The 15,561-nt window shown below is 35.0% G+C and carries 9 protein-coding genes and 5 tRNA genes; 4 read left to right on the top strand and 10 right to left on the bottom strand.

The annotated features are described in order from the left end of the window. Positions 1 to 412: 412 nt before the first annotated feature. Complete coding sequence (locus A9G11_RS12480) at positions 413 to 1,213, top strand: YdgH/BhsA/McbA-like domain containing protein (protein ID WP_065619922.1); 801 nt, start codon at positions 413 to 415, stop codon at positions 1,211 to 1,213. 232 nt (positions 1,214 to 1,445) lie between these two features. On the opposite strand, the gene A9G11_RS12475 is transcribed toward A9G11_RS12480, so the two are convergent. The 7 genes from A9G11_RS12475 to A9G11_RS12445 form a co-directional block, all read right to left on the bottom strand. Beyond that, a tRNA-Gln gene (locus A9G11_RS12475) sits at positions 1,446 to 1,520 on the bottom strand. Between the two features lie 20 nt (positions 1,521 to 1,540). Further along, a tRNA-Leu gene (locus tag A9G11_RS12470) sits at positions 1,541 to 1,625 on the bottom strand. A gap of 76 nt (positions 1,626 to 1,701) precedes the next feature. Continuing rightward, positions 1,702 to 1,776, bottom strand: a tRNA-Gln gene (locus tag A9G11_RS12465). A gap of 25 nt (positions 1,777 to 1,801) precedes the next feature. After that, a tRNA-Leu gene (locus A9G11_RS12460) sits at positions 1,802 to 1,886 on the bottom strand. A gap of 37 nt (positions 1,887 to 1,923) precedes the next feature. Continuing rightward, positions 1,924 to 2,000 (bottom strand) — tRNA-Met (locus A9G11_RS12455). Between the two features lie 117 nt (positions 2,001 to 2,117). After that, positions 2,118 to 3,215, bottom strand: coding sequence for a hypothetical protein (locus A9G11_RS12450; protein WP_065619921.1), 1,098 nt, complete (start codon positions 3,213 to 3,215; stop codon positions 2,118 to 2,120). Then, positions 3,216 to 3,827, bottom strand: a complete 612-nt coding sequence (locus tag A9G11_RS12445) for a TIGR04211 family SH3 domain-containing protein (protein WP_065619920.1) — start codon at positions 3,825 to 3,827, stop codon at positions 3,216 to 3,218. Positions 3,828 to 4,060: 233 nt separating this feature from the next. Between A9G11_RS12445 and A9G11_RS12440 the strand changes: the two genes are divergently transcribed. The 3 genes from A9G11_RS12440 to A9G11_RS12430 all read left to right on the top strand — a co-directional run bounded on the left by A9G11_RS12440 (position 4,061) and on the right by A9G11_RS12430 (position 10,988). Further along, entirely contained in the window at positions 4,061 to 6,178 is a 2,118-nt protein-coding gene (locus A9G11_RS12440; protein ID WP_065619919.1) for an alpha-galactosidase, read from the top strand. 354 nt (positions 6,179 to 6,532) lie between these two features. Further along, positions 6,533 to 7,537 (top strand): substrate-binding domain-containing protein, encoded by a 1,005-nt coding sequence (locus A9G11_RS12435; RefSeq protein WP_065619918.1) that lies wholly within the window; start codon positions 6,533 to 6,535, stop codon positions 7,535 to 7,537. Positions 7,538 to 7,898: 361 nt separating this feature from the next. Continuing rightward, positions 7,899 to 10,988: a beta-galactosidase gene (locus tag A9G11_RS12430; RefSeq protein WP_065619917.1), complete on the top strand. Its 3,090-nt coding sequence runs from the start codon at positions 7,899 to 7,901 to the stop codon at positions 10,986 to 10,988. A gap of 195 nt (positions 10,989 to 11,183) precedes the next feature. Here the strand turns inward: A9G11_RS12430 and recB are convergent, their stop codons facing one another. From recB to A9G11_RS12415, 3 genes are read right to left on the bottom strand one after another with little or no spacing between them, the layout of a single operon-like run. Then, on the bottom strand, positions 11,184 to 14,654 hold the full coding sequence (gene recB / locus A9G11_RS12425) for an exodeoxyribonuclease V subunit beta (protein WP_065619916.1): 3,471 nt from the start codon (positions 14,652 to 14,654) through the stop codon (positions 11,184 to 11,186). Beyond that, complete coding sequence (gene sixA / locus A9G11_RS12420) at positions 14,633 to 15,076, bottom strand: phosphohistidine phosphatase SixA (RefSeq protein WP_176701279.1); 444 nt, start codon at positions 15,074 to 15,076, stop codon at positions 14,633 to 14,635. The genes recB and sixA overlap by 22 nt, the downstream gene beginning before the upstream one ends. A gap of 25 nt (positions 15,077 to 15,101) precedes the next feature. After that, positions 15,102 to 15,398, bottom strand: a complete 297-nt coding sequence (locus tag A9G11_RS12415) for a YfcZ/YiiS family protein (protein ID WP_065619914.1) — start codon at positions 15,396 to 15,398, stop codon at positions 15,102 to 15,104. Between the last annotated feature and the right edge of the window lie 163 nt (positions 15,399 to 15,561).

Below are 15,561 nucleotides of genomic sequence, written 5' to 3'. Positions count from 1 at the left end.
AAGTTATTAATAAAAAATGACACTTAAAAAAATTCTACTAATAAACTTATTGAATAATAGCAAATTTTTCCTGCTATAAAGATAGCGATTAGAAATTAAAAAACTGAATATGCAGTAATTTTTATCAATTTTTAGCACTTTTTTGCAAAAAATGCGGAAAAAGAGATGTTTTTAACAGAAATACCTTGAGAATCATCCTTAAAATCTTATATATATACTGTAAGTTGTTTAAATATTCTTTTATAAACAACTTTGTGTCTAAACGCTTTTAAAAAGTAGAAAAAGGACAAAACATCTAGGAGCACCTCGAGATCTCAATACTCTCTAAATTATATCGTTACATCTGCCAATTAAGTAAGCGTTAAACAATGATATTTAATTTTTACCAACTTATAAAATAAAGGATATTATCATGAAACGTTTTAATAAATCTTCTATTGCATTAGCTGTATTACTATCTTTACCTGTTGCTAATCTTTATGCAGCAGAGTCTTTATCAGCAACTGAAAGCAGTCGTTTAGTACCAATGAAAGAAATTTCTGTCACAGGTAATTATTTACAAGCGCAAAATGCTGCTAACGATATTTCAAGAGAGGCTGATTTAGCAGGTGCTAAATATTATCATATTAAAGCGATTGAAAATGCCACAACCGGAGATTCATCAGATCGTGCTATAGTTTATGCGGATATTTATCAATCCAATGCACCAACCGCAGTAAAAACAGATGAAACAACTTATAACGGCGTTGTTGCATACGAACGAAATAAAGCCCTATATTATCTACCATTTGAAGTTGCTAAATTCAAAGGCAACTATAACAATGTTTCTGAAATTACCAATACTGCAAGTAAATTAGCTGCAGAAAGAAATGCTTATGCATTTTATATTTACTCTATTGCCCCTGATGATATAAAAAATCAAGCACAAGATATCGAAGTAGCTTTCTATAAAAAAGATGCTCCTACTAGAGATTATATAGTTCAAACCGCCACTAGTGACCAAGATGCCTACGAAATCAGTAGTGATGCATTCAAAATCATGACTCCATATGAAACCATCGTTTTCCATGGTGCATTTAATAATACAACTGAAATTAGTGCTGCTGCGCAAAAACATGCTATTGCTAATAATGCACATTTTTACTATGTTAAAGAAGTTGCCGCTAACGCAGCAGGCACCGCGCAAACTGTTTATGTAAATTTATATAAATAGTCTTTTCTCCCTTTCATGGTTTTCCACGTGTAAAGTTGATACTTAAACACGTGGAAATATCATGTTCTGATAAATAACCGCAGTTAGGTCAAGTTAATAAAATAAAGCAGGTTGTATTTGAATCTAAGATCTAAACTTCAAACGCTTATAGTCATATAAAGAAAATGCATTTATGGATTAGAGCTTGATATTAGAATTGGAATTGGAATTAATTTGTTATCAATTTTGACAATGGCTGGGGTACAAGGATTCGAACCTTGGAATGGCGGAATCAGAATCCGCTGCCTTACCGCTTGGCTATACCCCAACATAAACAAGGAAGATATCTGGTACGGGTAGTGAGATTTGAACTCGCACACCTTTCGGAACTAGAACCTGAATCTAGCGCGTCTACCAATTCCGCCATACCCGCGTAGAATATTGGAAAAGCTATATGCTAAAAAATAATACAGATTGAACTAAGATATCATCAAATATGCAGATTGGAATGGCTGGGGTACCAGGATTCGAACCTGGGCGTGGCGGGATCAAAACCCGCTGCCTTACCGCTTGGCTATACCCCATTAGAGTATGGATATTAAGATTAAATGGTGCGGGTGGAGAGACTTGAACTCACACACCTTGCGGCGCCAGAACCTAAATCTGGTGCGTCTACCAATTTCGCCACACCCGCAATGTATACTTCCGGTAAAAGTACAACTTAATCTTAATGGTGGCTACGACGGGACTCGAACCTGTGACCCCATCATTATGAGTGATGTGCTCTAACCAACTGAGCTACGTAGCCATTTCATTCGCAACGTCATAACCAACACTGCGAGGCGCATTATGCTTGTGTTACGCCAAATCGTCAACCCTTTTTTTTGCATATTTTAAAAAAAAATCGCGATTGATTAAGATGCAATCAAATCCAGTTTAATAACACTTCAATTCGCTGTTTCTGTAATTCAATCTGTATCAATTTACCTGTAAACCCTTTAGCAATAATATCTTGAACATTGACTGTTTGAGTTATTTTATAGGCTTCTTCAAGATATTGAGCTTGCAAATATGTTTCACTTTCAGCAAACGCCCGACTGGCTATAATCAATTGTTTAAGATGCTGAGGGTTACGCCATACATCAATCTTATTGAATAAGTCGAGTATTTGTTGAGCCGTAAGTTGTTTGACATTTTCTACTTGTTTGTGGTGTTGCTGAACCATAACAGCCATTTTGCTAAAATGATTGGGTGTTTTAATTTTTCTGCATAGAGATTCAACCGCAGTTTGAGTTAATATCTCTCCACACAATACACCAAAACGAATGGTTAAATCATCCGTCAATAAAACTGAGCGCTTTAGCGCTGCAATAATATTTGCTGTTAAGCTCAATTCAGGAAATAAATAAGTTAGCGCCCCACATTGTTCAAGAACTTGAAAGTAGATTTGCGGATTTTGAGTTGATAATGCCTTTTCAGTCTCTTTCCAGATGCGTTCAGAAGTGAGATAACTAACCTCACCTGCTACTACCATTTGCTGCATCAAAGACATGGTCTCTTTGGCAATAACAAAACCTAACTGATGATAACGTGCAGCAAAACGGGCAATACGTAAAATCCGAAGTGGATCTTCCCGAAAAGCTAGTGAGACATGTCGAAGAATTTTATGATTAAGATCATCAAGTCCATGATAGGGATCAATAATATTCCCTTTATCATCCATAGCCATAGCATTGATAGTAAGATCGCGTCGAATAAGATCTTGCTCTAAGGTGATTTCTTTTCCAAAGTCACAAATAAAACCAGTATAACCTTTGCCAGATTTCCGCTCGGTACGTGCTAATGCATATTCTTCATTGGTAACGGGATGTAAAAATACAGGAAAATCTTTACCTACTTGTTGATAACCTAAGGATATCAACTCATCAGGTGTAGCGCCAACAACGACCCAATCATGATCAACGACAGGCAGTTGTAATAATCTATCCCGAACGCTACCCCCTACAAGATAGATTTTACTCATTTAACGCATCCAATTACTTCTGCGCCGTCTTGGTATGATAATCGGTAACAGCAGACCTAAAAGGAAGCCACCACCAGCAACAAGACCACCATAAGTAAACCAAGTCATAATCAGATCGCGACGTTTATCATCCACTTGATTTAACATAGATTCGATTTGTTTACTCTGCTCTTTTACTTGTTCTTCTAATTGACTATTTTTAGTTTGGAGGGTTTGAACTGATTGCTCTGCTGTTTTTAATTTTTGAGCATAATCATTAATCTCATTTTGGTGATACTGATCAGCATTATCAACTTTATCTTTATATTCAGCTAACTGAGCTTCAAGTGAAGGGAATATCTCTTTATAGCTCGGTTTTTCATTTAGTTTGTTTGTCTCAATCCATGCCACAATACCGTCACTAGTTTGAATACGTGTAAATCTGCCATCTGCGTTTTTTTCAAGTTCAGTAACTTTGTCACCCGTTTTAACTGAGTAAGAGTAAGCATACTGACTACCTGGTCCTCGTCGCAAATGAACATCAACATCATCTGTTACATATTTATCAATAGCGTGAACATTAAAAGCAATCGTAAAAAAAGAAAGTAATGTAATAAAATTTTGTTTTTTCATGAAATTTCAATTAATCGCCCATAAATGCCCACATAATAGCACAAAAAGTCTACTTTTCGCATAATCATTTTAAAATATCTATCTATAAAGTTATTTTTATTAAAAATAATCTTCAAAAATGAAATCGATTACATTTAATGAGATCTTTATCACAAAACAGTGAATTAATGATATTCATTTTAATAAATTGTCATTATCTTATAGTAGTTAATGGATAAATTCTTGGAGACATTATGAACTACCGACTAAGTAATAGTAATATAGATATTCTTCTACGTACTCAACCTTATGCTGAACTCTGCTATTTTGGTAAACGATTACAAAGCCTGCAACCTGAAGCCATTGAGATGTTAGTTCCTGCCGTACCAAATTCTCGAATCGATATAGATGTACCATTTACCCTTTGTCCTGAAGAAGGTCGAGGTAATTTTAGTACACCAGGACTTGAAGGCCATCGAAATGGTAAAGACTGGTCACCTATTTTTATCACTAAAGAAGTTATCAAAAAAGAAAACGATATCACAATTATTAGTGAAGACGCTATTGCTAAACTGCGTTTAACCTCTCATCTGATTTTAGATGATAGTGGAGTTTTACAATGTCAAAATAGCCTAACAAATTTAGGCGAAGAACCTTATCAAGTTAATCGTTTTTCAATTACCTTACCTGTACCGGAACGCGCTCAAGAATTAATGGCATTCAGTGGTCGTTGGATCAAAGAGTTTTATCCACACAGAACCAAAATTGAACATTGTGGTTATTTACAAGAAAATCGTCGTGGTCGTACATCGCATGAATACTTCCCTGGAATGATTGTCGGCACAGAAGGCTTTAAAGAACAAACAGGTGAAGTGTGGGGAATTCATCTAGCTTGGAGTGGTAATCACCGTATTCAAATTGCCGTGAAAAGCAATGGTAAGCGTTTTATTCAAGCAGAAGCATTATACCTTGCTGGCGAAATATCTTTAGCAAAAGGCGAAACGCTTAGTACACCTTGGTTATACACAACTTATAGCGATCAAGGCTTAAATAAAATGAGCCAACATTTTCATCAATATCTACGAAATAATATTATTCATTTTCCAAATAATAACATTCGTCCTGTTCACCTTAATACATGGGAAGGGATCTTTTGGGATCACAATCCTGAATATATTATGCAAATGGCTACTAAAGCTGCACAAATTGGTGTTGAACGTTTTATTATTGATGACGGCTGGTTTGGACGACGTGATGATGATTATCAAGGATTGGGAGATTGGTATCTTGATGAGCGCAAATACCCGAACGGATTAGAGCCAATTATTAAGCATGTCAAAGATCTTGGTATGGAGTTTGGCATTTGGGTAGAACCTGAGATGATCAACAAAAATTCAGATCTTTATCGCTCTCATCCAGATTGGTTACTTGAGTTACCTGGCTATCAACAACCACCTGGACGACATCAATTCTTACTTGATCTACAAAATCCAGCGGTATTTGAATACTTATTAGAACGATTAACATGGTTACTTGGAAGCTACGATATTGATTATATCAAATGGGATATGAACCGAGAAATTTGCCAAGGAGGTCATGACGGTAATCCAGCGGTTATGGGGCAAACTCAAGCTGTTTATAAATTAATGGATATTTTACATGATAAATTCCCTAAGGTTGAAATTGAATCATGTTCATCTGGAGGTGGTCGTATTGATTATGAAATTCTCAAAAGAACACAACGCTTTTGGGCATCAGATTCAAATGATGCATTAGATCGTCAAACTATCCAACGAGGTATGAGTTACTTCTTCCCTCCTGAAGTCATGGGCGCTCATATTGGTGGTGCTTTATGTCATACTACTTTTCGTGACCTACATATGAATCTACGGGGCTTGACTGCATTATTTGGTCATATGGGCGTTGAACTTGATCCTGTTAAAGAATCAGAAAAGGAACAACAAGCTTTTGCACATTACATTCGTCTGCATAAACAGTTACGCCCATTATTACACAGTGGTAACAGCGTACGTTTAGATGTAGATGATAGTCCTGCTATGCAAAGTTATGGCGTTGTCAGCCAAGACCAAAATGAAGCAGCGTTTATCGTCGCGCAATTAATTTTACCAACTTACGCTTTAAGTGGTAACTTACGCTTAGCTGGTTTACTGGCTGATAAACAATACCGTATAGAAGTGCTTGATTTACCTGATAACATTGATCCAAAAGTCAACGGACATGCGATGAAATCACTACCTAAATGGATGACTCAAACTGCGGTTCTTTCAGGTGATTGGTTAATGAATGTAGGATTACCTCTTCCAGTTTTAGATCCTGCAACGGCAATGCTAATAAAGCTCACGGCTAAATAATCAAAATTGACATTGTCAATCTGCAATTTGTCATTAAAAAACAGAGGAATAAAGTTATATACTTATTCCTCTTATTAAGATATTTATACTGAAACGATTCAAAGGTCAATACAATGATTGGCAAATGAATTTTTTTATCTTATTATGATTATTTGATCCAAATATTCAGTGTATTACAAACTGAGTCAACCTGAAGATGTGGATAATAGATAACATTTTATGTGTGGCTCTCCGTTCTATGAACCTCCTTAATTTCCAGTAGCCAGCTGGTGCTGCATATAAAAGAAATTCATATTTATACATTATTTAAAGACAAACAATTTTATTTATAGTAATTAATTAAAAGGTATTTTTATGGCTACAATCAAAGATGTTGCACGTTTAGCAAAAGTCTCAGTTGCAACAGTTTCTCGCGTTATCAATAACGCAAACAATGTGAGTGATAAAACTCGTCATACCGTAAAACATACCATGGAAAAATTAAACTATTATCCCGATGCCAATGCGCGTGCTTTATCTCAACAAAACTCTAACACAATAGGAATAGTCGTAGCTGATGTATCCGACCCATTTTTTGGTGCGATGGTTAGTACAGTTGAAAAAGTTGCATACCGTACCGGTCACTTTTTATTAATCGGTAATGGATATCATAATGAAGAACAAGAATATAATGCAATTACACAATTGATAGAGCATCGCTGTTCATCGCTTGTCGTACACGCTAAAATACTCTCTGATAACACCCTAAAAAAATTAATGCAACAAGTGCCAGGCATGGTACTGATCAACCGCATAATAAAAGGACTCGAAAAGCGTTGTATAGCTTTAGATGATCGCTATGGATCATATTTAGCGGTTAAGCACTTAATCCAAAATGGTCATACTCGAATTGGTTATTTATGCTCCAACCATGAAATTTCAGATTCATCGGATCGTCTGCAAGGTTATAGAGATGCTTTAGCTGAGCATCATATAAAAATTGATGAAAATCTTATCGCTTTTTCTTCGCCTAATGAAATAGGTGGAGAACAAGCGATGATGTACTTACTGGAACGAAATCGTCAAATCACAGCAATTGCTTGTTATAATGATTCTATGGCGGCTGGTGCAATGTCAGTGCTTTATGATAATGATATAAAAATCCCAGCAGACGTTTCAATCATAGGTTTTGATGATTTATTACTTGCTCGATATTTACACCCAAAGCTCACTACTGTGCGCTATCCTTTGCAAACTATGGCTGAGCAAGCGGCTGAATTGGCTTTAACTCTAGCTAAAGGTGAAACCGCTCCAAGGAATTTAATTAATATTTTCGTACCAACGCTAACTAAACGTTACTCAGTAAATTGTATCGAATGATTGATTATCATATTATCTATTCTCAACAGCTACAGTTAAAAAAGTAAAAGCAAAATCTTGGTATTTTACTTTTACAACGAATACATGGCTGATTAGTTACTTGCAATAATAAATAAATCTTGTAAAGAAGTTTCAGGTTAACTATACGTTAGCGTATAAAAAACATATGTAATCGAATACTATAATTAATAAAATTACTTAGAACAATTAAATTTAAATACATTATGTATACGATTACACAAATGTTAACTGGATCACTGTTTTTAATTAGAACCTCTCTATAATAAAAAACAATCAAATGATGATTAATCAACTGATATTAACGCGAAATCGACCGTAATTAGCATAAAATGGTGACCATATGTATCCTTCTTTTAATGAAATCATAAACCGACATGATTGGAATAATTTATCTGTTTTAAGTATCAATCGACTAACTACCCACCCGAAATTTCATAGCTGGCGAAATAAACAAGATGCCAAAAACAATACCCATTCAGATAGCATTATATCTCTAAATGGTGATTGGTTTTTTAGTTATTTTAATAATCCTAATAGTGTACCTGAGTCTTGGTTACAAAAAGAGATAGATACAACCACAATCCCAGTACCTTCAAATTGGCAACTTCATGGTTATGATGCGCCGGTTTATACCAATATTCGTTATCCATTTCCCTATAATCCACCTTTTGTACCTGATGATAATCCAACTGGTTGTTATTCTCGTTACATAAATCTTACCGAAGAATGGCTTGCTAAAGGTGATACTCGAATTATATTAGACGGCGTAAGTTCCGCTTTTCATATTTGGTGTAATGGACAATGGGTAGGTTATTCGCAAGATAGCCGAATTGCAGCAGAATTTGACCTAACTCCTTTTTTAAAAGCTGGTGATAACCGAATTGCCATTCTGGTATTGAAATGGTGTGACGGTAGCTATCTTGAAGATCAAGATATGTGGCGATTAAGTGGGATTTTTCGTAACGTTTCACTACTTAATAAACCGAAATCACATCTACGTGATGTTCAAATTCAAACCTCTCTTGATGCTTGTTACCATAATGCCACATTATCACTAAAAATTGATGTAACTGATACTAATGATATGGATCAACTTAATGTAGGAATCGAATTATGGCAACAAAACAATTTAATTGTGGAACATGTTCAAGCAATTGGTAGTGAAGCAGTAGATGAAAAAGGCGGTTATCATGACCGTTTATCTTGCCATATTCCCGTTGCAGCACCACAATTATGGAGTGCAGAGATCCCAAATCTTTATCGTGTGGTTGTCAGTTTATATAATAAAAATACAGGATTAATAGAATCCGAAGCTTATAATATTGGTTTTCGTTGTGTTGAGATCAAACATGGTCAACTTTGTGTAAACGGAAAACCATTACTTATCAGAGGAACCAATCGCCACGAATTTTATCCAGATCAAGGGTATGCAGTAACCGAAAATGCAATGCTTCATGATATAAAATTGATTAAACAGCACAATTTTAATGCCGTTCGTTGTAGCCATTATCCGAACGATCCTCGTTGGTATGAACTATGTGATCAATATGGACTTTATTTAATTGATGAAGCTAATATTGAATCTCATGGTATGTTTCCTATGTCCCGACTATCTGATGATCCTAAATGGTTAGCTGCTTATAGTGAACGGGTAACCCGAATGGTACAACGTGATCGTAATCATACCTCAATTATCATTTGGTCACTCGGTAACGAATCAGGTCATGGCGCTACACATGATGCACTGTATACTTGGATAAAAAGTAATGATCCTACCCGTATGGTGCAATACGAAGGTGGTGGTGCAAATACCGCCGCGACAGATATTATATGTCCTATGTATGCACGCACTGAACAAGATCAACCTCATCCAAAAGTACCAAAATGGGCAATTAAAAAATGGATATCTATGCCAGATGAAAATCGCCCACTAATTTTATGTGAATATGCCCATGCCATGGGAAACAGTTTGGGGACTTTTTATAAATATTGGCAAGCTTTTAGACAATATCCAAGACTACAAGGCGGATTTATTTGGGAATGGGCAGATCATGGGATCCGTTGTCAAACATCATCAGGTGAAAGCTACTGGGCTTATGGTGGTGATTTTGGTGAAATATATCATGACAGGCAATTTTGTTTAGACGGTTTAGTATTTCCGGATCGCAAGCCACATCCTAGTTTAATTGAAGCCAAAAAAGTTCAACAACCATTTCAGTTTAAGCTGATTAGTCAGCAACCATTAGCCATTGAAATAACTAACGAATATTTATTCCGCCATACAGATAATGAAATTCTACAATGGGAATTATTAATCGACGGTGAAAAACAGTTAAGTGGAAAAATTACACTTGATATCAAACCTAATACCACGATAAAAATGGTATTACTTGATAATCTGCCTGATAATCTTAATTGCGAAAATCTACATCTTACCGTTAAAGTGGTACAAAATGAGGCAACAAGTTGGTCTGATGCTAGTCATTTAGTCGCTTGGGAACAATGGCGATTATCCAATTCATTTATATCCCCACTTGCATTCAGTCAAGTTAAAAGCGAGCTTACATTAACTGAAGATTCGGAACACTATATTGTTAGTTATCAAAACCAAATGTGGCAATTTAATAAAACAACAGGACAACTTTGCCAATGGTCAAAAGCAGATAAGCCATTATTGGTTGCTCCTTTTGCAGATCAATTTATTCGCGCTCCGATAGATAATGATATTGGAATCAGTGGAGATTTTGATAGCAATAATAATCCATTTGCTTGGGTAGAACAGTGGAAAGCCTCTGGCTACTATGATCTAGCTCATCAATGTCTAGGTATACAAGCAACGCCGTCCGGAGATCAGATTATAATTGAAGCATTACATGGTTACTTTGTAAAAGGTAAAAAAGTCATTCAAAGTAAATGGTTACATCAATTTAATTGTGAAGGAACTTTAATCTTATCGGTACAAGTCGATATTGCTAATGATATGCCAGCACCTGCCCGTATTGGCTTAACTTATCAACTAAAACAGATCCCTGAGCAAGTAAAATGGCTTGGTCTTGGACCACATGAAAACTATCCTGATCGAAAAAGTTCGGCTATATTTGGTTTATGGGCGTTACCATTTTCTGAACTCTATACGCCATATATCTATCCATGTGAAAATGGTCTACGCTGTGATGTACAAAAGCTACAACTCAATGAAATGATCATCACTGGTCATCAATTTAAATTTAATATCAATCAATTTGGCACTAAACAATTGACCGAAAAAACACATCGTCATTTGTTAGAGCCTCAATTGAGTGCTTATGTAAGTATCGATGCTTATCATATGGGTATTGGAGGAGATGACTCTTGGACACCTAATGTCCATCCTGAGTTTTTATTAACAGACAAACATTATGCTTATCAATTAAGCTTTAAAGCTGAGTAGTCAAGCTACAATTGAAACAATTTTCATGATAAATGGAGTACAAGATTAATTCTTGTACTCCTTTAATTTATGTAAGGATAAATAGAACGATGACTAGTGTTTAAAAAACACATTGATATAAAGCTGTGTGAAAATATAGTTGTAAACTATTCATGTAAAAAAAGAGATTACTTTTTATTTAAGGTGATAAAAAAATCAATGTTCTATGTTGTTGCCATCAAATAAATTATCTAAATCCTCAATGAATTGCTGATCGGGTAAATGGTAAAAAATACCATTTTGAGGCATTCCACGTAAAAAAAGATAAAAAACACCACCAAAATGTTCTTGATATTGATAGTTGGCTAAACGACTTTTTAAAAAACGATGCAAAGCGATTGAATAAAGTTGATATTGCAGATCATAACGATGTTCACACATCACTTGATTTAATGCTTCATGACTATAATTGTCAACCGTATCTCCTAACCAATTTGACTTATAATCAACAATATAATATTTACCTGCAAACTCAAACACCAAATCAATAAATCCTTTTAACATTCCTTGAACTGTTTCAAAATCTAACTCGGGACACTGTTTGGATAAACTATCATATTTTTTACAAAGCTCATCCAATTGTTCACTAGTCACGGCTTTACGTATAGGGAGATAAAATTGCAATTCATTGATACAGTTACCTTTTAATATGTTCGATAAAGTTAAATCATATGGATTGAGTTTAGCCGTTAATACTTGTTGCAACCATGCCGTTAATATATCTATCCAAGCTGAATCCAAATTAAGTTTATTAACCATATCACTGCATAACTCGTTAATATTATCCAAAGAAACTGTTTCCATTATTTTATGCAATAGCGTCCCTACATGCGCACCTTTAGGAAAATGATGAATATCATATTGTAAATTAGTGACTTGATTGATTGCTGATTGTGACTGTTCCTCATCCCAATCATTAATAATATCGGAATTTAGTGGTATGACTGTATTATGTTTTTGTAATTCAGTATAACTAGTTACCCGCCAACTATTAGCAAGCTTTCGATGAAAAACATTAGCTGATAAAGTTTGATTTAGTGATACTGGTGGAATATATAACTTATTTATAATAGGTAACTCAATCTCAATTAAATTTGCTATTTTGCCAATATTACTTAATTCGTTTTTTAACAAATGATTAATTGCTGACTGACTTTTTTTCAGAAATGCCAAACCAATACTACAGTGATAAATAGAGCGAGTCATAGCCACATATAATAAACGTAAATCTTCAGCCAGTCGTTCATTCTCAATCTGTTGTTTAATCTCGTCGGTTAATAACCAAGCATAGGTTGGTTGATAATCATCATCCTTATTGTGATAAAACTGGGTATCGCTTGAACGATACTGTGATATAAATGGCAACCAAACTAATGGAAATTCTAGGCCTTTTGATTTATGTATCGTAATAATTTTAACCAAATTTTCATCACTTTCTAAGCGTTGTTCATGATTCTCTAGATTAAGATCGGGATTTACAATCTGTTTAGTCAACCAACGAATTAAAGCATGAGGACTATCTAACTCATCAGCAGCTTCTTGTAACAACTCCCCTAAATGCATTAAGTTGGTTAATATCCTTTCACCACCTTGACGCGCCAAAATATTTTCAGCTAAATGACGTTTTTTCATCATTCGGCGTAACATAACTAATACACCATAATATTGCCAAACAACTTGATATTGCTTAAACTCTTCGACTAACGTTTCCCATTTATCTTGATCATCAGTGATCTGCTCTAGCTCAGTCATAGTCAGACCTAATAGTGAAGTCATCAATGCTAAACGTAATGAAGTTTCATTTTCAGGCATTAATACCGCTTGCAGTAAACAAAGTACATCTTTCGCCTCTATTGAGGTAAAAACGCTATTATGGTTAGATAAATAGACACTTTTAACGTTACACTCTGCCAATTTTTGTTGGATAATTTCAGCTTCTCGCCCTGTACGAACTAAAATAGCTATATCTGCAGAAGTAACAGGACGTTGTTCGTTCTGATTATGAATTAATAATGAGGGATTAGAAAGCCAAGTAACAATTTGTCTGGCACAACAATTTGCCATATGTTCTTGATAATCAGCAACAGTTGCTATCTCTTTAGGTAACAAATAAGCCGTTAATGCATCAACTTCCTGCTGATTAATACTTAATGATTTTTGTTGATTTTTATCAGCAAAATTCATCGGCAAAAAAGGAATATTCTCAAATATAAATGGCTTTTCATGGTAGGCGAAAAGTTGATTAACAGCCGTAACCATTGATGCCGATGAACGCCAATTAACATCCATCGTAAAATGATTTTCACCCACTGATTGTTTAGCTTTTAAATAGGTGAAAATATCTGCCCCACGGAAACTATAAATAGCTTGTTTCGGATCACCAATAAATAACAAACCACTATCTTGATTTTGATACCGATAGATACGATCGAAAATTTGATACTGAACAGGATCAGTATCTTGAAATTCATCAATCAAAGTAACACAATATTTTGTAGCGATACTGTTAGCTAAACGTTTCCCCGTACTTGCACGCAAGGCTCGATTAAGTTGCGAGAGTAAATCATCAAAACTCATTTCACCCCGTTTGATTTTTTCGTAATAAATACCTTTTTTAACTAGGGCAACAATGTCCATTAAAATTAGGCTACGTAAATCAAGTGGTTCAGCAAATAAATCTTCAATTGATTCAAAAAGAGTATGAGTAGGTGGTAATTTGCCTTTATTTGTTTTCGCGATTAACACGGATTGACTAAATTTTTTAAGCTCACTAGGTAGTTCAAAAGTTTGCGTCTCTTTTTCTGCCCATTTAGTGACTTTAGCCAGCCAATCAGGAAAATAACGACTATTATAAGATTGCTTACTTACGCCTGAATTAGTAATAATGTCAGCGATTTCATCAACATTATTTAACCACGCTTTTTTAACCGCTTCGATCTTCTGAAAATTATGCTGATAAAAAGCATCTATAGTAGTGACAATATCAGGATTTAACTCTACTTGGTTATTTACCTCTAGCTTTAAATAAGGGGTAAGATCGGCAAGTAATAAGGTAGGATCTTGCCAAGAGGCAAGCACTAAATAAGCCAGTTTTTTATCTAGTGGTATAAAATAATGACGCCAAAAATCTTGTACAACTTGTAAATTGAGTTGATATTCGTCAGCGACCAAAGTTTGTTCAAAAAGCACACCTGATTCAAAAGCATGGCTGGTAAGTATACGTTGACAAAAGCTATGAATTGTATAAATCGCAGCATCATCCATAGATTGCTGCGCTTCGGTTAATTTTTGAATAGCTACTTTATGATCGTCTATTAGCTCAATTAATTGCTGATATATGGGATCGTCATGTTTACCTTGCAATAATCCAAATTTTAACTCTTGAATATTTTGTCTAATGCGTGAACGAAGCTCTTGTGTTGCAGCTTTTGTAAAGGTAACAACTAAAATTTGACTAACATCGAGAGGTTTAGGATAACTATTTTTCCCAATACCCAACAATAATCTAAGATAAATAAAGGCAAGTGAATAAGTTTTACCTGTCCCTGCCGAGGCTTCAATTAACGTTCGACCAGTTAAAGGTAAATCAAAAAGATTAAGTTTTTTCACCCCGCCTGATGAAACCATTCAAGCTTTCCTACAACATCGGAGGATAAATCAATACATGCAATTGCAGCTGTAGCAAACATAGGAGGAGATACATCAGGACAAAGCTCATTCACTAAATATCCAACTAATGGAAGATGTGATACCACTATTACGCTTTTTATATTACTCATTAGTGACTCTATTAGTCGATTTACTACTTGAGCAGGATCACCGCCCGGTACAAGCGCTTTATTCGTTTCAACCTGAAAAATAGAAGCATGTGATGACAATTGCTCCAATGTTTGCTGAGCGCGTATATAAGGGCTAACTAATCCTAAGTCAAATTGGAAATTTTGCTGTCGAAGCCAAAGCCCTGCTTTACTGGCTTGTTCACAACCATATTTAGTAAGGGAACGACTAGAATCAGATGAAGCAGAAAAGCCTGCTTCACCATGTCTCATAATACAAACTTTCATTAAATAATTATTAACGTAATTTTAATTGGAAGATCATACATTCAGCACCGCAACAAAAAGTAAATTTTGCGATTAATTTAAAACCATCATTTACTTTTTCAATGCTACTATTAATTTCGCAAGGTTCAGTTTCGACATCTTTTGCAGCTTGCGTTAATGATGCTAATTTAGCTTGAGCTTCTGATTCAGTAGCAAAAACGCGTTCATATTCAGCGCTACAATCTTCATTATCAATGATAGTCCCTACATCTACGCAACAACATGCAGGAGTTTCATTTGCCTTACATTTGTTTAAAGAATCTGCCATAACTTTACCTCTATTTACCGATTAATTTATCTTATAGTATACCCTTAATCATATCTAAGGGCAAAATTCTAAACTATTTTGTTTTTATATTTCCTTCCATTTTTATTAAGTAAATTATCAGAATTAATCACATTCCTTTCTTGTTAAAAACAAGAGATTTCAA

Origin of the sequence: Gilliamella sp. wkB108, from assembly GCF_001690195.1 — a bacterium.
Taxonomy (GTDB): domain Bacteria; phylum Pseudomonadota; class Gammaproteobacteria; order Enterobacterales; family Orbaceae; genus Gilliamella; species Gilliamella apicola_L.
The sequence above is the reverse complement of the archived record's forward strand: the minus strand, read 5'-3'. Positions and strand labels throughout refer to the sequence as shown.